This window comes from Amycolatopsis sp. Poz14, assembly GCF_006704225.1.
GTDB classification, from domain to species: Bacteria; Actinomycetota; Actinomycetes; order Mycobacteriales; family Pseudonocardiaceae; genus Amycolatopsis; species Amycolatopsis nivea.
The window spans coordinates 1,896,764-1,917,186 of the sequence record NZ_JACLHD010000001.1; the positions used below are offsets into that span (position 1 = coordinate 1,896,764).

Annotated in this window: 19 protein-coding genes and 1 pseudogene; 12 read left to right on the plus strand and 8 right to left on the minus strand. The window is 68.7% G+C overall.

The window, feature by feature from the left end; genetic code table 11:
* Window positions 1-4: 4 nt before the first annotated feature.
* A complete protein-coding gene (locus FKO37_RS09425; protein WP_037820434.1) occupies window positions 5-1,573 on the plus strand; it encodes an amidase in 1,569 nt (522 codons plus the stop codon).
* A gap of 608 nt (window positions 1,574-2,181) precedes the next feature.
* Window positions 2,182-3,048 (plus strand): trypsin-like serine protease, encoded by an 867-nt coding sequence (locus tag FKO37_RS09430; RefSeq protein WP_037816828.1) that lies wholly within the window; start codon window positions 2,182-2,184, stop codon window positions 3,046-3,048.
* A gap of 4 nt (window positions 3,049-3,052) precedes the next feature.
* On the opposite strand, the gene FKO37_RS09435 is transcribed toward FKO37_RS09430, so the two are convergent.
* Window positions 3,053-3,793, minus strand: a complete 741-nt coding sequence (locus tag FKO37_RS09435) for an IclR family transcriptional regulator (RefSeq protein ID WP_037816826.1) — start codon at window positions 3,791-3,793, stop codon at window positions 3,053-3,055.
* 120 nt (window positions 3,794-3,913) lie between these two features.
* Here FKO37_RS09435 and FKO37_RS09440 point away from each other — a divergent pair, with 120 nt between their 5' ends.
* Window positions 3,914-5,191 (plus strand): MFS transporter, encoded by a 1,278-nt coding sequence (locus tag FKO37_RS09440; protein ID WP_238604256.1) that lies wholly within the window; start codon window positions 3,914-3,916, stop codon window positions 5,189-5,191.
* Complete coding sequence (locus tag FKO37_RS09445) at window positions 5,188-6,081, plus strand: 2-hydroxyacid dehydrogenase (RefSeq protein WP_238604257.1); 894 nt, start codon at window positions 5,188-5,190, stop codon at window positions 6,079-6,081. Before FKO37_RS09440 ends, FKO37_RS09445 begins: the two co-directional genes overlap by 4 nt.
* Here the strand turns inward: FKO37_RS09445 and FKO37_RS09450 are convergent.
* Window positions 6,074-6,904, minus strand: coding sequence for a TIGR02569 family protein (locus FKO37_RS09450; RefSeq protein WP_238604258.1), 831 nt, complete (start codon window positions 6,902-6,904; stop codon window positions 6,074-6,076). The two genes, FKO37_RS09445 and FKO37_RS09450, sit on opposite strands and share 8 nt — an antisense overlap.
* Before the next feature lie 256 nt (window positions 6,905-7,160).
* On the opposite strand from FKO37_RS09450, the gene FKO37_RS09455 reads away from it, so the two are divergent.
* Complete coding sequence (locus FKO37_RS09455) at window positions 7,161-8,330, plus strand: thioester domain-containing protein (RefSeq protein ID WP_043828165.1); 1,170 nt, start codon at window positions 7,161-7,163, stop codon at window positions 8,328-8,330.
* A gap of 756 nt (window positions 8,331-9,086) precedes the next feature.
* Here FKO37_RS09455 and FKO37_RS09460 read toward each other — a convergent pair.
* Window positions 9,087-10,553: an LCP family protein gene (locus FKO37_RS09460; protein ID WP_238604259.1), complete on the minus strand. Its 1,467-nt coding sequence runs from the start codon at window positions 10,551-10,553 to the stop codon at window positions 9,087-9,089.
* Window positions 10,554-10,762: 209 nt separating this feature from the next.
* Between FKO37_RS09460 and FKO37_RS09465 the strand changes: the two genes are divergently transcribed.
* Together FKO37_RS09465 and FKO37_RS09470 are read left to right on the plus strand one after the other, a co-directional pair.
* Complete coding sequence (locus FKO37_RS09465) at window positions 10,763-11,773, plus strand: glycosyltransferase (protein WP_037816816.1); 1,011 nt, start codon at window positions 10,763-10,765, stop codon at window positions 11,771-11,773.
* Window positions 11,770-12,213 (plus strand): annotated as a pseudogene (locus tag FKO37_RS09470) (polysaccharide deacetylase family protein); the annotation flags it as partial. The gene FKO37_RS09465 and the pseudogene FKO37_RS09470, both read left to right, overlap by 4 nt.
* Before the next feature lie 156 nt (window positions 12,214-12,369).
* Here the strand turns inward: FKO37_RS09470 and FKO37_RS09475 are convergent.
* Together FKO37_RS09475 and FKO37_RS09480 are read right to left on the minus strand one after the other, a co-directional pair.
* Window positions 12,370-13,368: a M56 family metallopeptidase gene (locus FKO37_RS09475; protein WP_238608242.1), complete on the minus strand. Its 999-nt coding sequence runs from the start codon at window positions 13,366-13,368 to the stop codon at window positions 12,370-12,372.
* A gap of 2 nt (window positions 13,369-13,370) precedes the next feature.
* Window positions 13,371-13,748: a BlaI/MecI/CopY family transcriptional regulator gene (locus tag FKO37_RS09480; RefSeq protein WP_043828018.1), complete on the minus strand. Its 378-nt coding sequence runs from the start codon at window positions 13,746-13,748 to the stop codon at window positions 13,371-13,373.
* Between the two features lie 90 nt (window positions 13,749-13,838).
* On the opposite strand from FKO37_RS09480, the gene FKO37_RS09485 reads away from it, so the two are divergent.
* The 4 genes from FKO37_RS09485 to FKO37_RS09500 are packed head-to-tail and all read left to right on the plus strand — an operon-like array spanning window position 13,839 to window position 16,119.
* On the plus strand, window positions 13,839-14,441 hold the full coding sequence (locus FKO37_RS09485) for a DedA family protein (RefSeq protein ID WP_051729237.1): 603 nt from the start codon (window positions 13,839-13,841) through the stop codon (window positions 14,439-14,441).
* Complete coding sequence (locus FKO37_RS09490; protein WP_037816809.1) at window positions 14,438-15,007, plus strand: phosphatase PAP2 family protein; 570 nt, start codon at window positions 14,438-14,440, stop codon at window positions 15,005-15,007. Before FKO37_RS09485 ends, FKO37_RS09490 begins: the two co-directional genes overlap by 4 nt.
* Window positions 15,004-15,372, plus strand: coding sequence for a DUF1707 domain-containing protein (locus tag FKO37_RS09495; protein WP_037816807.1), 369 nt, complete (start codon window positions 15,004-15,006; stop codon window positions 15,370-15,372). The genes FKO37_RS09490 and FKO37_RS09495 overlap by 4 nt, the downstream gene beginning before the upstream one ends.
* A gap of 9 nt (window positions 15,373-15,381) precedes the next feature.
* Window positions 15,382-16,119, plus strand: coding sequence for an SDR family oxidoreductase (locus FKO37_RS09500; RefSeq protein ID WP_037816805.1), 738 nt, complete (start codon window positions 15,382-15,384; stop codon window positions 16,117-16,119).
* Here the strand turns inward: FKO37_RS09500 and FKO37_RS09505 are convergent.
* Genes FKO37_RS09505 through FKO37_RS09515 form a run of 3 tightly spaced genes read right to left on the minus strand, consistent with a single transcriptional unit; the run spans window position 16,116 to window position 19,675 of the window.
* A complete protein-coding gene (locus FKO37_RS09505) occupies window positions 16,116-17,660 on the minus strand; it encodes a long-chain fatty acid--CoA ligase (protein WP_037816804.1) in 1,545 nt (514 codons plus the stop codon). The genes FKO37_RS09500 and FKO37_RS09505 overlap by 4 nt on opposite strands.
* A gap of 16 nt (window positions 17,661-17,676) precedes the next feature.
* A complete protein-coding gene (locus tag FKO37_RS47510; protein WP_037816802.1) occupies window positions 17,677-18,798 on the minus strand; it encodes a DUF5938 domain-containing protein in 1,122 nt (373 codons plus the stop codon).
* A gap of 28 nt (window positions 18,799-18,826) precedes the next feature.
* On the minus strand, window positions 18,827-19,675 hold the full coding sequence (locus FKO37_RS09515) for an SDR family NAD(P)-dependent oxidoreductase (protein WP_199817910.1): 849 nt from the start codon (window positions 19,673-19,675) through the stop codon (window positions 18,827-18,829).
* Window positions 19,676-19,753: 78 nt separating this feature from the next.
* On the opposite strand from FKO37_RS09515, the gene FKO37_RS09520 reads away from it, so the two are divergent.
* A complete protein-coding gene (locus tag FKO37_RS09520) occupies window positions 19,754-20,368 on the plus strand; it encodes a TetR/AcrR family transcriptional regulator (RefSeq protein WP_043828030.1) in 615 nt (204 codons plus the stop codon).
* The last annotated feature ends 55 nt before the right edge of the window (window positions 20,369-20,423 follow it).

The following is a 20,423-nucleotide window of genomic DNA, read 5'->3' on the forward strand; positions in this document are numbered from 1 at the left end:
ACCCATGCGCACCACCTCGCTGAAACGGCTTTCGGTGGCGGCCCTCACCGCGGCGGGCCTGCTCCTGCCCGCCGCGGCGGACGCCTCGCCGGCTCGTTTCCTCGACCAGTCCACCATTCCCGATTTGCAGCGCGCCATGGACCGGAAGCAACTGACGTCGGAACAGCTGACGCGCGGTTACCTGCGCCGGATCGAAGAACTGAACCCCAAACTGCACGCCGTCGTGCAAACCAATCCGGACGCACTGGCGGCGGCGAAGGAAAGCGACGCCCGCCGCCGGACCCACTCTTCCCGCAGCGCCCTGGAAGGAATTCCAGTTCTGCTAAAGGAAAACACCGACACCGCAGACCGGCAAACCACCACCGCTGGGTCCACCGCGATGCTCGGTTCACGCCCCGCCAAAGACGCGTTCCTGGTCCAGCGCCTGCGCGCCGCCGGAGCGATCGTGCTCGGCAAAGCGAACCTGTCGGAATGGTCGAACTTCCGCTCAGGCGGGCAAATCCCAGGCTGGAGCGGAGTCGCGGGCCAGACCCGCAATCCCTACGCACTGGACCGCAGCCCATGCGGCTCCTCGAGCGGCTCGGCAGTCGCCGCCGCAGCCGGTCTGGCGACGGTCGCCATCGGCACCGAGACCGACGGTTCGATCGTGTGCCCAGCGGCCGCGACCTCGACCGTCGGCGTGAAAACCAGCCTCGGCGTCGTGAGCCGCAGCGGCGTCGTGCCGATCACCACCCAGCACGACACCCCCGGCCCGATCGCCCGCAACGTCACCGACGCCGCACTCACCCTCGCCGTAATCACCGGTGCCGACCCAGCTGATCCCGCCTCAGTCGCCGCCGCGCCCGCGATTCCCAAGGACCTCCGTCTGGATCGCAACGCCCTGCGCGGCAAGCGAATCGGCATCTGGCGAAAGGGTCACACCGGCATCGATCAGCAAGCCGACCGCGTCTTCGAGTCCACAGTGCACACTCTGCGCTCACTGGGCGCGACGGTCGTCGAGGGCGCGGACGTCGAGGACATTTCCTGGTCGGTCAAACCGGATCTTTTCCCGGCGTTGCTGACCGAGTTCAAACACGACCTGAACGCCTACCTCAGCGCGACCCCCGGCAACCACCCGCGGAACCTGTCCGAGCTGATCGCCTACAACGACCAGCACCGCGACGTCGAAATGCCGCTGTTCGACCAAAGCCTGCTGATCGAAGCGAACAAGGCCGACGGCAACCTGACCGACCAGACCTACCGCCGCCAGCGCGCCGCCGCGACGGGCATCGCACAACGGTCGATCGACGACGTCCTTGCCTCGAAGGGCCTCGACGCAATCATCACCCTGAGCGGCTTGCCTGCTTCGCCGCTGGACCGCCCAGGCGACCCGAAGTTCTTGAGCAGCACCCGGAACACCTCCGTCGCGGGCTACCCGAACATCACCGTGCCAGCCGGTTTCGCGGGCCCGCTGCCGGTCGGGGTCTCGTTCCTGGGCACGAAGTATCACGATGCGCAGCTGCTCAACTTCGCCTACGCGTACGAGCAGGCGTCACACGCGCGGCAGGCTCCTCGGTACTTGCCCGCTGCCTAGCCGTCGGGCTCCGGCTGCGGGAGGAGATCGTGCAGCAGCGGCCGAGATCCTGCGCGCGCCCCAGCCGCGGCGGGCCAGACGCGTGATGCCAGTGGTCCGTGAAGGGCTCCTTGAGGGAACCAGATTCCTTCAAGGAGCCCTTCACGGACTTCGGCGAGAGCGAGAGCCGTCCGGCACGTTTTCGTCGGCCCGTCCTCCGCAGCGCTCTGGCCGACACCGCCACTGCTCACCCTCCGCGCACCCGAGCAACCCCATCGAGGCGGCCCGACCCGACACCGCTCGGACGAGCCCGCCCGACCCGACCCGGGCCCGCCCAACCCGAGCCCGCCCGAACCGAGCCCGCCCCGCAGATGTCCCGCTGATCGGGAGCAACCCCCACAATCCGCCCCGTGCCGCCAAACGGCCCAGCCTCCAGGCAAAACACCCCGCCGCCGTTAGCATTCCGTGACCAACCGCGAACCCGGCGTATCGAGGCCGTCAGTTTCTACCCTGGTCACCGGATTAATCGGGCACTCTCACTCATTCGGGTTAACAACTTCGCTATCTTGGACCCCGTGGTGCACGCAAAGTCACGTTCCGCTCAGCGGGCGAGCCTTCGGCTGGGTGCCGTGGCGGCTGCCACGGTGCTGGGGGCCGGGCTCGCCGGGGCCTACGTCGGCCTGCACCGGACGGCGGAGGCGGAGACGGCCAAACCGGTGTCGAACGTCGCCGTCGCGCGCAGCGCCGGCGGCAACGCGGGCAACGCCAGCAGCACAGTCAGCGGCGGCACCGGCGGCACCGGCGGCAAGTCCTCCGCGCAGCCGCCCGCGCTGCCCGATCATCCGACCCCGTTCAGCGTCAAACTGTCCTCAAAGGACATTCCGGAGAAGGGCGGCGGCGTCCGCACCGGCGGGTGCAGCGGGTCGCTGATCGCCCCGCAATGGATCGTCACCGCGGGACACTGCTTCCACGACCTCGACGGCACGCGCGTCAGCGGCAAACCCGACTACACGATGACCGCCGCGATCGGGAAGCTCACCGACTCCGATCCGCGCGGGCACGTGCTGAAGATCGTGGACACGCGCCAGTCCGCGGTGAACGACCTCGCGCTCGCCAAGCTGTCCGAGCCGGTCACCGACATCGAACCGCTCGCGCTGCCGGACGGGCCGCCGGACCCGGGGCAGCACACGACGTTCGTCGGCTGGGGTTCGCTGTCCTCGAAGGTCATCGTGCAGACCGATCACATCAAACGCGGCGACTTCCAGGTCGACGAAGTGCGCAAGAACGAGATCACCCTCGAACCGCTGAAGAAGCGCACCGTCGAGAACAGCCCCTGCCCGGACGACTCGGGTTCGCCGTTCTTCGTGCCGGTGAAGGGCAAGAACACGCTGATCGCGGTCGAGAACTTCGGACCGGACTGTCCTCAGCCCGGCATCGAAACCGCGGCGCGCGTCGACCAGCTCGTCTCGTGGATCCGGGGCGAGATCGGCGCGTAAGCGCTCACCGGGGCAGCAGTGCCGCCAATTCCCGCGCGGCAGCACGCAAAGCGGGCACGAACTCCTCGAGTTGAGCCACGCTTAGCCGGTAAGCCGGTGCCGCGGTGGACAACGCGGCGATCGCGGTCCCGTCCGGAGTCCGGATCGGAACGCCGACCGCGCGGATGCCTTCCTCGTGCTCCTCGTCAGCGATCGCGTAACCACGTTCGCGCACCGCCGCGATCTCCGCCGCGAACGCCTCGCGCGAAGTGATCGTGCGCGGGCCCAACGCGGGCAGCTCAAGCGAAGCGACCAGTTCATCGCGGTTCGGCGCGAACGCGACCAGGCATTTCCCCATCGACGTGCAGTGCAACGGCCCGCGCGCGCCCGGTTCGCCGCGGATCTGCAGCCGCTGGGACCCCTGCACCGAGTGCACGTAAACCTGGTTGTGCCCGTCCAGCACGGCCAGCAGCGTCGGCTCGCCGGTCTCCGCGGACAGCTTCTGCATCACCGGCAGCGCGACACCGGCGAACCCGCGCGCCTGCGACACCGACTGGCCCAGCTCGAACAGCCGCAGCCCCAGCGAATACCGCTTCGACACCGGGTCATTGCGCGCGAATCCCTCGCTCTGCAAGGAGCTGAGCAACCGATGCGTGGTGCTCACCGGATACCCGGCGGCGCGCGCGAGCTCGGACAGCGGCACGCCCTCGGGGTAGCCGCCGAGCAGGGACAGCACCCGCAAAGCCTTGCCGACCATGTCCGCCATCGGACCCCCTTGACGTCCCGCGCGCGGCGACGCACACTGCCTCTCACCGCATTGCGGAATAGCTTTCCATATGACGGAAAGCTCGTCAAGGACTTGGGTCAGCGGCGACAGGAGTACCGGATGAACACCGTCGAGCAGGCGGGCACGCTCGGGAGGCAGCGCTGGCTGCGGCTGATCCCGATCGTCTTCGTCACCTACAGCCTCGCCTACCTCGACCGGTCGAACTTCTCGATCGCGACCGCGGGCGGCATGGCCGAGGAACTGCACCTCACGAGCACGACGTCCGGCCTGATCGCCGCGTCGTTCTTCCTCGGCTACTTCCTGCTGCAGGTCCCGGGCGTGCTCTACGCCGACCGCCGCAGCGTGCGGAGCCTGATCTTCTGGTCGGTGCTCGCGTGGGGAGTCCTGGCGACCGCGCAGGGCCTGCTCAGTTCGGTGCCGGTGCTGATCGTGGTCCGGTTCCTGCTCGGCGCGGTGGAAGCGGCGGTCCTGCCCGCGCTCGTCGTGCTGCTCGCCCGGTGGTTCACGAAGGCCGAACGCGGCCGGGCCAACGCGTTCCTGATCCTGGGCAACCCGGTGACGGTGATGTGGCTGTCGGCGGCGTCCGGGTATCTGATCGAGGCGACGTCCTGGCGCGGCATGTTCATCATCGAGGGAATTCCGGCGCTGATCTGGGCTTTCGTGTTCCGCGCGCAGGTCCGCGACCGGCCCGCCGACACTCCCTGGCTCGACCCGGCCGGTCGCGCCGCGGTCGAAAACGCGATCGCCGCGGAACAGGCGCAGCTGCCGGAACCGGCTGCGCGGCCGGTGCGGGAAGTGTTGCGGTCCAAGGCAGTTCTGCTGCTGGCGGCGCAGTATCTGTTGTGGAGCATCGGGGTGTACGGCTTCGTGTTCTGGCTGCCGTCGATCGTCAAGGCGGGCTCGTCGGCCGGGATCGGCGCGACCGGTTTGCTGTCGGCGATCCCGTACGCGTTCGCCGTGGTGGCGATGCTGATCAACTCGCGCGGTTCGGACCGGACCGGGGCGCGGCGGCGATTCGTGTGGCCGTGGCTGCTCGCCGGCGCGGTCGCGTTCTACGGTTCGTATCTCTTGGGCAAGCAGCAGTTTTGGTGGGCGTTCGTGCTGCTGGCGATCGCCGCGGTCGCCTTGTACGCGCCGTACGGCCCGTTCTTCGCGATGATTTCCGAACTCCTGCCGCAGCGGACCGCCGGGGTGGCGGTAGCCGTGGTCAACGCCGCCGGCGCGCTCGGCGGGTTCCTCGGGACCTACCTGGTCGGCTGGCTCGAATCCGCCACCGGCAGCACGGCTGCCGCGTTCCTGATGCTGGCGGGGACAATGGCCGCAGCCGCGGTGCTGGTGCTCGCGGTTCCGGCGAAGACGAAGGAAAGGCGAGCATGACCGCGCGTGTACTGGTGCCCTGGTCCGACATTTCCGTTCCGGCCGAACTGAACGCGGTCGTCTGGGACGGCCGCGGCACCCCGCCGGACGGCCTCGACGACGTCGAGTTCTACGTCCTGCCCTACGACCAGGGCCCGGCGGCGGCGAAGCTCATCCCGGAACTGCCGTCGCTGCGCGCGGTCCAGACGCTTTCCGCCGGGTACGACAATCTGCTGCCGCTCGTCCCGTCCGGCGTGCAGCTGGCGAACGGCCGGGGCCTGCACGATCTCAGCGTCGCCGAGCACGCGCTCGCGCTGATCCTTGCCGCGCAACGGTATTTCCCGCGCTGGTTCGCGCAGCAGCAGAAGGGCTCGTGGGACCGGGTGCACACGCGCTCGCTCGCCGACTGCCGCGTCCTGCTGGTCGGCTACGGCTCGATCGGCCAAGCCATCGAGCGGTACCTGGAGGCCGGCGAGGCCGAGGTGGTCCGGGTCGCCAGCACCGCGCGCTCCGGCGTGCACGGCATCGACGAACTGCCGGAGCTCCTGCCGTCCGCGGACATCGTGGTCCTGGTCCTGCCCGACACCGCGCAGACGCGTGGCCTTTTCGGGGCCAAGGAACTGGCGCTGCTGCCGGACACCGCGTTGGTCGTGAACGTCGGCCGCGGCACCGCCGTGGACACCGACGCGCTCACCGCTGAGGTTTCCGCCGGTCGCCTGCGCGCCGCGCTCGACGTCGTGGACCCGGAACCGCTGCCCGCCGACCATCCTCTGTGGACCCTCGACGGCGCGATCATCACCCCGCACATCGCCGGCGGTTCGGACTCGTTCTACCCGCGCGCGAAGCGGCTGGCCGAACGCCAGCTCGCGCACTACGCGAAGGGCGAGCCGCTGGAGAACCTCGTCAGCTGAGCACGGCCTCGACCGCGGGCTGGTAGGCGGCGATCTGGTCGGGCGTCCAGAAGCCGGAGATGTCGTGCGTGACGATCCGGTAGACGAGCGCGCGGATCAGCATCTGCCGCCATTCCGGCAGATGCGCCCAGCGGTCGATCAGCTCGGGAGTCGCGCCGTACCAGCACAACGCGTCGGCGACCGCCACCGCGGCGGCCCAGGCCGGGGGACGCCAGTAGACCGCCCAGTCGATCACCGCGGGCGGCTGTCCGGGCGCGAACAGGACGTTGCCGGGAAGGTCGCCGTGCACCGCCTGCGCGGCCGACTCGACCGGACGGCGCGCCTTGAGCAACGGGCGGAGGAGGTCGCGAGCGGGTGCCGTGCCTTCGGGCGGCAATTCCGCCCAGGCGACGCGGTCTCCGATAGCCCAGGGGTCAGTGCGGAAATCGAGGAAATCCGGCCGCGGCAGCTGGGCGATCGCTTGATGGAACGCGATCCCGGCCCGAATCGCGTCGTCGGGCCGGGAAGTGTCCGGGCGGCCGGGGACGAGCCGGCTCGCCTCCCAGCCGAGCGACGGATGACCGCCGGATGAATTCTGGCCGACGGATGTTCCCGCGATCCATTCCCCGTCGCGAGCCTGAAGCGGCCGGGCGATCCGGAACTCCGCCGATTCCGCCACCTCGGCGAGCGCCGCCGCCCGCCATCGCGTTTCCGGAGCGAACTCCACCGGTTTCAGCACGATGTCCCCGGCGCGCCAGGTCTCGCCTTTCCCGCCCTCCAACCGAACCGGGTCCTCGGCGCAGCCGAACGCGGCCAGCACGTCCGCCGATGGTTGCTTGTTCAACGTTCCGCGCCTTTTCTCTCGGGTTTCCGCAGCTCTTCGCATATCTACCCAGAGCAACGCAAGGGGAGGAACGACTCCCCCTGAAGGTACAGAAGCGCATTCAGGGGACCACCCACAGTGCACATGTGAGCCCTGTGTATGCTTCGCCATCGCTTGACTGGGTGGATTCTTCACCCGAATTGGTGGCCGCCGTGGTCGGGGAGATGTGGTCTCACGCGGTCCGTCGTTCGTGGTTCGGGACTCGATGGGAGAAAGCATGCACGGCAGGTCAATTCTGGTCCGGGGAGGGGCCGCGGCGGCTTCCGCGGCAGCGGCGCTCATGATCGCCGCGCCGGTCGCCCTCGCGGACGACAACGCCCCCACGGCGCGCAGCGGCGCGGCCTCGGGCGAGCTGGTGTACGGCGGCACGTCGGGCTTCGACGTCAACATCGCCGACAAGGGCAAGGTCCAGACGACGCTGTTCAACTTCAAGCTGTCCGACGGCGCCATCTCGAAGATGTACTGCGTGCAGATCGAGGTCGGCGCGCGGTTCGGCGAGACCATGGTCGAGCACGCCTGGAACGACTACCCCGACGCGAAGTCGCCGTTCCGCAAGAACAACAAGAACATCAACTGGGTGCTGCACCACAGCTACCCGTCGCAGGACGTCGCCTCCATCGAGAAGGCGCTGACCGGCAAGGGCGTCGAGCTCCACGACGGTCTGTCCACGAAGGAAGCGCTGACCGCGACCCAGGCCGCGGTGTGGCACTACAGCGACGCGAAGGACCTCGACGCCGAGAACCCGCTGGCCAACGGCTCCCCGGACGAAGCGGCCGACGTTCTCGCGCTGTACAAGTACCTCACCGGCGACGCCAACACCGGCGTCGAGGAGAAGAAGCCGGCGCTGAGCATCACCCCGGCGAAGGCGACCGGCGAAGCGGGCACCAAGATCGGCCCGTTCACCGTCGCCACCACCGGCAGCGTCACCGACTTCACGAGCAAGCTCCCCGAGGGCGTGAAGGTCGTCGGCGAGAATGGCGAGGAGATCAAGTCCTCGGCGATCAAGAACGGCACGAAGCTGTTCCTGGACGTCCCGAAGGACGCGAAGCCCGGCACGGCCGAACTCGCGATCAAGGCCACCGGCGACGTCAACACGGGCCGCCTGTTCGTGGCCAAGAACTACGACAGCAACCCGGCGCAGTCGCTGATCGTGGCACAGTCGCAGAAGAGCGCGGTCGAGGCCGCCGCAACCGGCACCTGGACCGAAACGGGCCCGGTCACCACCGCGCCCGCCACGACCGCCCCCGCGGCCGGCAACAACTCGGGCCAGACCCCGCTGGCGAACACCGGCGTGAACGCCGCCCTGCCCATCGGAATCGGCGCAGCCCTGGTCATCGCGGGCGGCGCGATGATCCTGGTGGTTCGCCGTCGTCGCAGCAACGCCTGATTTACTCTGCTTGACCCTGCTTTAGCAACGGGCCGGTCCTTTTAGGACCGGCCCGTTTTGCTTCCCCGCCCGGGAAGTCCGTGAAGGGCTCCTTGAGGGAATCTAATTCCCTCAAGGAGCCCTTCACGCCCCCGCGGCCGGTGCGTGAGGGCCACCCTCACGACGCGCGTCCGGTCCGTGAGGGACCCCTTCACAGACTTGGGTTCCCTCAAGGAGCCCTTCACGGACGACAAGGTGCCGTGAGGGCCACCCTCACGGCCGCTGATTCCCTCAGGGTTCCCCTCACGACCCATCCGCCGTGCGTGAGGGGCCCCTTCACGGACCCGCCTGCTTCCATCAGTTCGCCAGCGCGCGGGATGCGCCCCAATGTGGCATTGGTTGCATCGCATGCACCGAACGCCACATTGGGTGCGTCAGATGCACCCAATGCCACATTGGGGCGCTCCACGACCCCCACAACCGGCGGCCGCGAACCCATCCTCACCCAGCGCTCAAGCCGCGCGCCCCACCCGCCAACCCGCCGCCGATGGCTCGAGCCGCGCGTCTCACCCGCCACCCCGCAACCGGTGCGCTCGAGCCGCGCGCCCCACCCATCACCCCGCAACCAGTGCACCCAAGCCAAGCACCCCGCTCACCAATCCGCAGCCGATGCACCCAACGATCGGTGCACCCACACCACCCCAGACCGTCATCACAATCAAGCTTCGGGGTGTCCCACCGCACTCCCGACCCGCGATGTGCGAAGCACGAGCCGGGTCAGTTCACACAAGTAACCCCATCAGCAGTAATCTCCGGAGCACCCCCGGCAGGAGGCTCCATAACCGCCGGAGCGGAAGCCGGATGCACCCCGGAATCATCCGAATACTTCTGCCCCAAATAAACCCGGAAATGATCCTTGTCCAAAGAACTGTCCGAAGCCACCGCAACCCCACCGAGCTTCGCCGCGATACCCTCAGCCTGACTACGCTGCCCCCGCCCGTAATAGACAGTAGAAGTCCGCCGAGTAGCACTATTAGTGACAGACCCCCGCTGATACCCAGCAGCAGCAAGCTTGTCCGCAACCCGGTTGGCCAACCCGTCCACCCCAGACGAGTTCCGCACATCCACCACATAAGAAGCCAACGCAGGATCCCCAGCAGCCGAAGACGGCGGCGCAGAAGAAGACGGAGCAGAAGTAGCAGCCCCGGTCTGCTCCCGGACAAACTTCTGCACCTGCTGAGGATCCACCTGCACGGCATCCCCGTCATTAGGCGTCTTCAAAGTAATGCTAACCACCGGCACGGTGACAAAGTTGATACTCCCAGCACTCATCCCATGCAGTTGCTGAGCAAACCCGAGCAAATCCCAGTTGGTATCAACAACGACAGCCTTCTTAACCGCCCCGATCAACGCATCCAACTTACCCGGATCCGTCAACGTGCCAGCGGAAAGAATAGTCTTAGCCATACTCGCCATGAAGACCTGCTGCCGCTTGATCCGATCCAAGTCCCCATTGGGCAACCCATGCCGCTGCCGCACGAACTGCAACGCCTGCGCTCCGGCAACATTCTGCGGCCCAGCAGGGAAATTAGCCCCAGAGTAAGAATCCCGAACCGGGGCCTTAAGGCAAACCGGAACTCCGCCCACAGCCTGGCTCACGTAGTAGAACCCAGCCAGATTGACCGCCGCATAGTGCGTAATGGTCAGCCCGGTCAACTGCTGCACAGTCTCGATCGCCGTCTTGGCCCCAGCCTGCGCCGAGTCCGTCTCCAGCTGAGGCCCAGACTCCCCCTGAGCCTTCAGCTCGTTCTTCCGAGCAGTCTGCCCATACGTATAAGCCGAGTTGATCTTGTGCTTCCCGAACTTCCCGGCAAGCTGGACATACGAGTCACGCGGGATCGAGATGGCCGTGGCGTTCCCGCCGCCCGCCGGGATGTGCACGACGATCATCGTGTCCGTCGTGTCGCCGCCGTCCTCGGCGCCGCCCGCGTGCAGTTGGTCGAGTACGTCATCGGGCAGCGGATTGCCCTCCGCGTCGGTGCGCGTGTCGAGGCCGACCATCAGGATGTTCTGCTCGTCCATCGGCGAGTTCGACCCGGAGCCGATCACATCGGACCTGGTCAGGCCGTCGGTGATCTGGTTCAGCTTCGACCACGCGAACGCGGTGCCGCCGAGGACCAGCAGCGAGACGACGGCCAGGAGCACCTGGGCGACGCGGAGCGCGCTGGAAGTCTTGCGACGCATCGGGGTTCCTCTTCCTGCCGCATCCGGTGGTCGAAAGACCCACGGTAGCGGGCGTCTCACCTGGACGGGTTACCGCTTACCCCAAATTGCGGAGAGGGCGCCCGGAATGTCGGACCGAGGGTGTATCGCCGCGGGCGGTCCGGCCTCGACTCTCATTCTACAGGGATGTAGTTTTACTACAGCCGTGTAGAAGCAGAAAGAGGTGCCCGATGGCCCGCGTGGTGATCGTGTCCGCCCGGATCGGAGCGGGACACGACGGTGCCGCCAGGGAGCTGGACCGGTGGTTTTCCAGCCGCGGCGCACACGTCGTCCGCGCCGATTTCCTGGACCTGCTGCCGGGAAGACTCGGCGAACTGCTCTGCGGCGCCTACCACCGGCAGCTCAACACCGTGCCGCGCAGCTGGGACTGGCTGCTCAGCGCACTGGGCACCCCCGCGCTGGCCGGAGCCGCCCGTCGGTTCGCCGGCCTCGCTACGCCGCGACTGCGCGAGCTGCTGGGGGAGAACACCGACGTCGTCGTCTCGACCTATCCGCTTGCGACGCACGCGGTCGCCCGGCTGCGGCGGTCCAACGAACTGACTGCGCCGCTGGTCGTCTACCTCACCGACCCGTCGGTGCACCGCCTGTGCGTGAGCCCGGACGCGACGCTCACCGTCGCTCCCAACGAAACCGCCGCCCGCCAAGCCCGAGCGCTCGGAGCCGGTCGCACGCTCGTCTCGCGTCCGCTGGTCGCACCCGCCTTCCGGCCCACCGCCGGGATCACCGAACGGCTGCGGCTCCGGCTCACCTTCGGCCTTCCGCACGACGGCCCGCTCGCGTTGGTCGTGGCCGGATCCTGGGGCGTAGGCCAAATCGGACAGACCGCCGATGACCTCCTCGCGACCGGTCTCGTCGAACCGGTCGTAGTGTGCGGCCGCAACGAAGCACTGGCGGAAAGACTGCGGAAAACCGGACATCGGCACGTTTTCGGCTGGGTCGACCGGATGCCGGAACTGATGCGCGCGTGCGACGTCGTGGTGCAGAACGCGGGCGGGCTGACGACGTCGGAGGCGCTCGCGACCGGCCTCCCGGTGCTGACCTACCGCTGCCTGCCCGGCCACGGCCGAGCCAACGCCGCCGTACTGCACAACGACGGCATCGTCCCGTGGGTCCATTCGCCGAGCGAACTGACCGAGGCGCTCGAGTGGTTGCTGCGCCGACCGGTCAAGGCAGCCGGATGATCCGCGGGCTCGCCGCGGCAGCCGTCGCACACGCAGCGCCAGCCGCATTGTTCGTACCGCAGCTGCGGACGGCGAGACTTGCCGGACGAGGCGACCCCAGCCACGTGGCGCTGACTTTCGACGACGGCCCCAACCCGGAGTCCACGCCGCAATTCCTCCGAATCCTCGAAAAGCTGGACATCCGCGCGACCTTCTTCGTGCTGGGCCGGGAACTGGCCGCCGCACCGGAACTAGGCCGGGAGATCGCCGCCGCCGGGCACGAGGTCGCAGTCCACGGCTGGGATCACCGCTGCTTCCTGCGCCGCTCCCCGAAGGCCCTGCACGACGAACTGGCACACACCGTCGACCTGATCGAACTCATCACCGGCACGAGACCGCAGTGGTTGCGCGCGCCGTACGGAGTGTTCAGCGCGAGCGCCCTGCTCTCGGCGCGCGTGCTCGGACTTCAGCCCGTTTTGTGGAGCACCTGGGGATTTGACTGGACCAGTCGCGCCACTCCGCGCTCGGTCGTGCGCACCGTGTGCCGAAGGCTGACCGGCGGCGGCACGATTCTGCTGCACGACTCCGACGTCGCCGCCGCACCGGGAGCGTGGCGGTCAGCGTTCGGCGCAGTCCCGGTGCTCGTGTCGGAATGCCGGGAGCGCGGGTTCGCCGTGGGTCCCCTGCGCGAGCACGCACGCGGCGTGCTGCGCGGTCTCGAGTCCGGAGTGGAGATCGGTCGCCGCGTCGAGCGTGCTGGCCGCTGACCAGGCGCACGCACCCAGCACGACCGCCACGGCCACTGCCGCCAACGGATTCCGCCGCGAACCGGACGACGGGGCGGAAAGCAGCGCACGCACGCGTTGCGGCACCGGTCCGCCGGTCGCGGCGAGCGCGAGCGACGGCTGGGACCGGCTGGCCAGCGCGGCCTTCGCGACCGCCGTGGCCACCAGTTTCCGGTCGCCGACGCGGTCCGCGGCCGCCTCGTCCGCCCAGCGTTCCAGCGCGAACCGGGCCGCCGCGCCGAGCGGACGCAGCACGGGGTTGACCGTGGTCGCCACCGTCACGATCGCGGCGAAAACGTGGTGCCGCAGCCGCAAATGCGCGCGTTCGTGGGCCAGCAACGCGCGGCGTTCCTGCGGTTCCAGCGCCGCGAGCATCCCGCTGGACACCGCGATCCGGCCGCCGCCGCCCGCCACTGCGAACGCGACCGGTTCCTCGCCCGGCAGCAGCACGAAGCCAGCCTCGCGGGTGTGCGCGTTCAGTTCGGCGTGCACCTTCCGGTGCCAGCGCACGTGCTGCGTCGCCGCCCGCGTCAACGCGACCCCGGCGACGACGAGCGCGACCCCGCTGGCGATCGCCAGCGGCAGGTTCACCGCGTCGGCCCCGCGGAACGCGACCGCGGAGAAATCTCCCAGCTCGCCGACGAACGGCAGCTGCGCGAGCCCCGCCGCCGCGAGGACCGCGAGCGTCGCCGTGCTGCCGACGGCGAGCACCAGCGCGGAACCGGCGAGCAGCCAGCTGCCCAGCCGCGGCGACAACCGGGGCGCGACCCAGCGCGCCACCGGCCAGGACGCCAGCGGCAGCAGCAGCGGAACGAGCAGGTCGAGGTTCACGGTCAACCGCCGTTCTGGCGCAGCAGGTCGCGCAGCACGGCCTCGTCCGATTCGGACAGGTTCGACACGAATTTCGCCAGCACGCTGGACCGGTCCGCTTCGGCGTCGAGCACCTTGCTCATCCGGCGGGCGGCGAGCCCGGGTTCGTCGTCGGCGGCGCGGTAGGTGAACGAGCGGCCCTGCTTCTCGCGGGTCGCGACGCCCTTCTCGAACAACCGGGACAGGATCGTCACGACGGTGGTGTAGGCCAGCCCGCCGCCGATCCGTTCCTGCACGCCGGCGGCCGACATCGGCTCGTCGGATTCCCACAGCACCGCGAGCACCTCGGCCTCCAGCTCGCCGGGAGCCCGCCGGGCGCTCTCGCCCCGTCCGTTGCGCATGACCCAAATTCTACCGGTTTGTCGAAGCAGCCCAGCCCACTACTACGTTCATGTAGAATTTCGACAGTTGTGTAGTAGTTGGAGGTGGGCATGCTCGACCCGAAGTGGCTGCTGGCCGCGTTCGGCCCGCTCGGCGTCTTCGCGGTGATGTTCGCCGAGACCGGCCTGCTCGTGGGCTTCTTCCTGCCGGGCGATTCGCTGTTGTTCACCGCAGGGGTGCTGGCGGCCTCGTCGAAACTGCACCTGCCCCTCACGGCCGTCATCGTCGCCGCGGCGGCCGGCGCACTGCTCGGCGCGCAAGCCGGATTCGTCCTCGGTCGGCGCGGGGGAGGCGCGCTGCTCGTCCGCGTGCGCAGCAAGCACCTGCACGAGGGCATCGCGCGCGGATCGGCGCTGCTCAGCCGGTACGGGCTGGGCAAAGCGGTCGTGCTGGCGCGGTTCATCCCGGTGGTCCGGACCGTGCTGAACCCGCTCGTCGGCATCGCCGGGATGCCTGCCGCGAAATTCGCGTTGTGGCAGGTGATCGGCGGTCTGCTGTGGACGGCCGGGGTCACGCTCGCCGGGTACGCGCTGGGGGCGTCGGTGCCCAACATCGACACGTACCTGCTGCCGATCATCGCCGTGGTGGTGCTGCTTTCGCTGAGCCCGCTGCTGGTCGAACTCGTCCGAGCCCGCCGGAGCGTGCCGCGATGATCGACGCTGGCTTGTATCGCGACGTCACGGATTTCGCCTGGTCACAGCACTGGCTGGCGGGCATCGCGACGACCTTCAGCGAGTACGGGGTTTTCCTGGTGGCACCGGTGATCCTCGCGCTGCTCTGGCGAGCGCGGACCAGGGGACCGGCGGCGCTGGCGGCCGCGGCGTGGGTGCCGATCGCGATCGCGGCGGCGCTCGCCGTGGACACCGTGCTGAAGTCCGCGTTCGCCGAGATCCGGCCGTGCCGCGTGGTTCCGGGCGTGCACACGCTGCTGCCGTGCGATCCGCCGGCCGACTACGCGTTTCCCAGCAACCACACGGTCATCGTCGCCGCGTTCGCGGTGGCGTTGCTGCTGGTCAACCGCAAATGGGGACTCTGGGCGCTCGTTTTCGCGGTGCTGATGGGGATTTCGCGGGTGTACGTCGGGGCGCACTACCCGCACGACGTGCTCGCGGGGTTCGTGGTCGGGGCCGGAATCGGGGCGCTCGGGCTCGTGGTCCGCGAACCGCTGGCGAAGGTGGCGGTTCGGCTGATTCCAGTCGTATCCGGGAGGAAAACATGACTGACGACCGACCCGTCCGCTGTTCCGACGCCGAACGCGAGCAGACGACGAAAGCCCTGAACAACGCGGCGGGCGAAGGACGGCTGAGCCTCGCCGAGGTGGAAGAACGGGTCACGGTCGTCTACGCGGCGCAATACCGGCACGAGCTGGACGCGGTGGTCGCGGACCTGCCCGCACCTGCGCCGAGGCCCAGCTGGCAGCCACTGCTTCTGCTGGCCGGACACCAGTTGGTCACAGATTTCGGAGCCGCACCGCCGCGGCGGAAGCTGGCGGTCGGAATTCTGCTGATGTTCGCCGTAGGGGCGATGGTTTTCCTTGCCATGCATGGTTTCACGGACGAAGGAGAGCACTTCGGGCACCGCTAAACTGACGCCATGCAGAGGGGAACGGGCGTCGCGTTGGTCACCGGGAGTTCGCGCGGGATCGGCAGGGCGGTCGCGGAACGGCTGGGTGCCGACGGGTTCTCGGTCGCGGTCAACTATCGCTCCGATCAAGACTCGGCCGAGGCTGTCGTCGTCAAGATCCGCGCGGACGGCGGCCAGGCGGTCGCCCTGCGCGCGGACGTCACCGACGACGCCGAGCTGCGTGGCCTTTTCGACCGCACGGAACAGGAATTCGGCGGTCTCGACGTGGTCGTCGCGAACGTGGGGATCGCCCGGTTCGTGCCGCTCGCCGAGGCCTCCGACGAGATCTACGACTTGATCTTCGGCACCAATCTGCGACCCACCTTCGTCGCTTTGCGCGAGGCGGCCCGGCGGGTGCGCGACGGCGGCCGGATCGTCGTGATGTCGAGCGGAGTGGTCCAGACAGCCCGGCCCGGCACCGGGATCTACGGTGCCGCGAAGGCCGCCGGGGACCAGCTCGTGCGCGTGCTGGCGAAGGAACTCGGCCCGCGCGGAGTGACGGTGAACAGCGTGCTTCCGGGCGCGGTCCGCACCGACGCGCTCCTCGCCGACGGGCCGCCGGGCGTGGTCGAGTACAGCGCGAAGCAGACGCCCCTCGGCCGGATCGCCGAACCCGGCGACATCGCGGACATCGTGGGGTTCCTGGCGTCGGACCAGGCCCGCTGGGTCACCGGCCAGACGCTGCACGCCGGCGGCGGACAGTTCTAATCGCCCGGCCGTTCGGCCAGCAGCTGCGTCCGCACGTCGGTCTTCAGTACCTTTCCGACCTTCGACCGCGGCAGGTCCGGCCAGAGCAAGACCTCCTTCGGAGTCTTCACGCTGCCGAGCAGCTCCTTCACCGTGGCCCGCAGTTCATCAGCGGCAGCGGTACGTCCTTGGTGCAGCTGGACGACCGCGGTCACCTGCTCGCCCCACTTTTCGTGCGGCAAGCCCACCACCGCGCAGTCCTGCACCGCCGGATGCGTCATCAGCGCCTGCTCCACCTCGGCCGAGTAGACGTTGAACCCGCCGGTGATGATCATGTCTTTCGCCCGGTCCACGACGTACAGGAAGTTCTCCTCGTCGAGGTAGCCGATGTCGCCGGTGTGGTGCCAGCCGTGCCGGCTGACTTCCGCGGTGGCGTCGGGGTTCCGGTAGTACCCCGGCATCACGAGCGGTCCGCGCACCACGATCTCGCCGCGTTCGCCGCGCGGCAGGAGGGTTCCGTCTTCGGCCATGATCGCCACCTGCGTCAGCGGCGTCGGACGACCCGCTGAGGTGAAGCGTTCGCGCGCCAGGGAACCGTCCGGATAGAAATGGTCGGCGGGAGCCAAGGTCGAGATCATCATCGGCGCTTCGCTTTGCCCGAACAGCTGTCCGAGCACCGGCCCGATCCGGGCGATCGCTTCCTCCAGCCGGGCAGCGGACATCGGCGCGGCCCCGTACCACAGGCATTCCAGCGAACTGAAGTCCGTCGCGGACAGTTCCGGATGGTCCAGCAGCAGGTAAATCAGCGTCGGCGGCAGGAAGGTGTGGGTGATCCGGTGCCGTTCGATCAGTTCGAGGAACCGGCCGAGATCCGGCGACGGCATCACCACGATTTCGCCGCCCAGCGCCAGAACTGGGAAACACAGCACCCCGGCGGCGTGCGTGAGCGGAGCCAGCGCGAGGTAGCGCGGGCGCGGCTGGAACGGATAGCTCATCAACGTCAGCGCCGACATGGTTTCGACGTTGTGCCCGGTCAGCACCACGCCTTTCGGCCGCCCGGTGGTGCCGCCGGTGCCCACGAGCATCACCGTGTCGTCCGGCGGACCGGCCTGCCACGGCGTGCCGGGAAGCCCGTCGAGCCATTCGGCCAGCGGGATCGCGCCGGGGAACGAGCCGTCGAGGCACACCACCGTGGTCAGCTTCGGCAGCTGATCGGCGATCCGGGAGACGAGCGGTGCGAACGACTCCTGCACGAGCAGGCAGGTGCAGTCGAACAGGTCCAGCAGCTCCCGGTTCTCCGCCGCCTCGTTGCGCGGGTTGACCGGGCACCACACCGCCCCTGCCCGGCTGATGCCGAAGACGCACCCGAACGACACCGGGTCGTTGGCGGAGAGGATCGCCACCTTGTCGCCTGGTCGCACGCCGGAACGGGCGAGCGCCCTGGCGACCTGCCAGGACAGCTGCTGGACCTCGCCGTAGCTGAGCGATCCGCCGTCCGTGGTCAAACACGGGGCCGACGGGCCCAGCGAGGCGCCCTTGTCGAGATAGTCGGTCAGTCGCACCGCTCGTCTCCCCGTCTCAGGACTGCACCGTCAGAACCGGATTCGAGACCAGCCCGAACGACCGCAGCACGCCGAGCAGTTCGCGGTGCCCGAACGCCTGGCACGCCGACGCGAACCCGGCGCGCCGCGGGGGTTGCTGCAGCAGCGAATACGCCGCGTACGCCTGCATCAGCCCGGTCTGCTTGTAGTTGCAGGTCCCGTGGATCACGCAGTGCGCGCGACCGAGCGGGCCGGACGCGTGCACCGAGTCCAGCGACGTATTGATCCGCTGGTTTTCCCTCGGCGGCATTTCGTCCCGGACCGCGGCCGCCTGCTCGTGCAGCACCTTGAGCTTTTCTTCCAGCGGCAGGTCTTTCACCTGCTCCAGGACGGCCGCGACAATCTGCGGCACACCTTGCATCAGTGCCCGGTCGAACACGCCGCCGACCGCTTTCACGTTGGCCACGCGCGGATCGTTCTTGAACCACACCGGATGCGACGTGCCGCCCCACGGCAGCGCGAGCCCGATCTCGTGGTGCCCCGGCACGGTGACCTCTTGCAGCCCGCCGTCGGCGGGCCAGGCCGCGTATTCGTTCTGCTCCAGGTAATACGCGGCGGACAGCGCGGCGTTCACCAGGATGGTCTGCGTGGAAGCGACTGTGGGGTAACCCTTCCAGAACACCAGGATGTCCAAAGTGTCCAGTCCGGGAGTCTCGAGGCAGAGGTTCGCCGCGATCTCGCCGGTGGTGTACATCTGCGCGATGCCGGGGGAGAGCAGCAGGCCCTTGGCGGCCATGTCCGCGCCGTAGCGCTCTTCGGCGGAGATCAGCCAATCCTGCTCGCCGGTGGTGTCGAGATAGTGCGTCCCGGATTCGAGGCACGCCTGGACGACCTCGTGGCCGTACTCGCTGAACGGGCCGACGGTGTTGCACACGACCGACGCGTCCTGGAAAAGCTCGGTGAGCGGGCCGGTTTCGTGCGATACCTCGACCACCTCGTGGTCCACCGTGTCGAGGCCGGGAATGTGGTCGAGCGCGGCCTGGACCCGGGCCTTGTCCCGGCCGGCCGCGGTGAAGGCCACGTTGTACTCGCGGAGGTATTCGCAGATCAGGCGGCCGGTGTAGCCGGACGCGCCGTAAACGACGACGGGCTTGGTCACGACTGGTGTTCCTTTCGCTGGAGGGGATTCACATGCCCATGCCGCCGTCGACCGGGAGGCCGGCGCCGGTGATGAAGCGGGCGGCGTCGGAGGCGAGGAACACCACGGCGTCGGCCATGTCCGCGACCTCGCCGAGCCGTCCGGCCGGGGTCTGCGCGACCACCGCGCCGATCGCGTCCTCGATGCTCGGGAACAGCCCGACGTCGACGACGTCGGCCGCGAGCTGGTTGCCCATCTGCGTCGGAACCAGGCCCGGGTACACGCAGTTGACTCGTACGCCGTAGCCGAGTTTCCCGGACTCCATCGCCGCGACGCGGGTGAGCCGGTCGACCGCCGATTTCGTCGCCGAATAGCCAGCGATGCCGGGGAAAGCGATGGTCGCGGCCACCGAGGCGATGTTCACGACCGCGCCGCCGCGTCCGGCGACGCCGCCAGGACGCATGGCGCGGAACGCGTGCTTCACGCCGAGCGAGGTGCCGAGCACGTTGACTTCGAGCATCTTCCGGACGTCGGCCGGGTCGAGGTCGGCGACGAGCCCGGTGATTTCCACGCCCGCGTTGTTCACGACGATGTCGAGCCCGCCGTGCTCGCCGGCCACGGCCTCGACCGCCCGCGCCCAGTTGTCGTCGTCGGTGACGTCCAGCCGGACGAATCCGCTGCTGGCCCCGCTCTGCTTGATCGCGTCGGCGGTCTGGCGGCCGAGGTCTTCTTGGACGTCGGCGATGACCACCGCCGCGCCTGCCTTCGCGAGCGCCTCGGCCATGCCCTGGCCAAGGCCCTGCGCGCCGCCGGTGACCAGCGCGGTGCGCCCGGTCAGGTCGTACGAACCCATCGACATCTCCTCCTTGAGACGTGCCGCGAGTGCGGTGTAGTTCACACCGTAGCTAATTTTGGACAGTCGTCAAGATTTTCTTGGACGATTGTCAAGAATCCGTGGCGCGCTAGACTGCGCGGTGTGACACAGGCGAAGGAGCGCATCTCCCGCCGCGCCGTGGACAAGTTCGCCCAGCGCCGCGAGCAGCTGGCCGAGTCCGCGCTGCAGGCGCTGGCCGAGCTGGGCTATGCCCGCACGAGCCTGCGCGAAATCGCCCAGAAATCCGACTTCTCGCACGGCGTCCTGCACTACTACTTCGCGGACAAGGTCGAGCTGCTCACGTACGCGGTCCGCAAGTTCGAAGAGGTCTGCGTGACCCGCTACGACGACGTAGTGGCGGAGGCGGGCTCGGCCGAGGAGCTGAAACACGGCTTCGGCGCGGCGATGGCAGGCACGTTGCGGACCGACGCGGCGATGCACCGTCTCTGGTACGACCTGCGCAATCAGAGCCTGTTCGAGGAGTCTTTCCGCGGCGATGTGCTCGACATCGACGAACAGCGCCAGGACATGGTGTGGCGCGTCGTGCGGCGCTACGCCGAGTTCACCGGCCGGCCGGCCCAGGTGTCGCCAGAGGTCGCGTACGCCGCCTTCGACGGCCTGTTCCAGCGCGCTTTGCTGCAGCAACTCGCCGGTCAGGACGCGGCCGCGGACGGCTTGGAGGCCGATGTCGCGGCTCTGCTCACGCACTTCGTCTGACGGTTACCCCTCCGGAGTGGCGATGCCGGGTGCGCCGGCCCGTCCGTGGTTAGGA

Excerpts from the sequence above, each read along its gene's own strand:
- FKO37_RS09490 (WP_037816809.1), top strand. The coding sequence starts at position 14,438 with ATGATCGACGCTGGCTTGTATCGCGACGTCACGGATTTCGCCTGGTCA.
- FKO37_RS09485 (WP_051729237.1), top strand. The coding sequence starts at position 13,839 with ATGCTCGACCCGAAGTGGCTGCTGGCCGCGTTCGGCCCGCTCGGCGTC.
- FKO37_RS09500 (WP_037816805.1), top strand. The coding sequence starts at position 15,382 with ATGCAGAGGGGAACGGGCGTCGCGTTGGTCACCGGGAGTTCGCGCGGG.
- FKO37_RS09465 (WP_037816816.1), top strand. The coding sequence starts at position 10,763 with ATGGCCCGCGTGGTGATCGTGTCCGCCCGGATCGGAGCGGGACACGAC.
- FKO37_RS09495 (WP_037816807.1), top strand. The coding sequence starts at position 15,004 with ATGACTGACGACCGACCCGTCCGCTGTTCCGACGCCGAACGCGAGCAG.
- FKO37_RS09460 (WP_238604259.1), bottom strand. The coding sequence starts at position 10,553 with ATGCGTCGCAAGACTTCCAGCGCGCTCCGCGTCGCCCAGGTGCTCCTG.
- FKO37_RS09455 (WP_043828165.1), top strand. The coding sequence starts at position 7,161 with ATGCACGGCAGGTCAATTCTGGTCCGGGGAGGGGCCGCGGCGGCTTCC.
- FKO37_RS09435 (WP_037816826.1), bottom strand. The coding sequence starts at position 3,793 with ATGGCGGACATGGTCGGCAAGGCTTTGCGGGTGCTGTCCCTGCTCGGC.
- FKO37_RS09480 (WP_043828018.1), bottom strand. The coding sequence starts at position 13,748 with ATGCGCAACGGACGGGGCGAGAGCGCCCGGCGGGCTCCCGGCGAGCTG.
- FKO37_RS09440 (WP_238604256.1), top strand. The coding sequence starts at position 3,914 with ATGAACACCGTCGAGCAGGCGGGCACGCTCGGGAGGCAGCGCTGGCTG.
- FKO37_RS09445 (WP_238604257.1), top strand. The coding sequence starts at position 5,188 with ATGACCGCGCGTGTACTGGTGCCCTGGTCCGACATTTCCGTTCCGGCC.
- FKO37_RS09425 (WP_037820434.1), top strand. The coding sequence starts at position 5 with ATGCGCACCACCTCGCTGAAACGGCTTTCGGTGGCGGCCCTCACCGCG.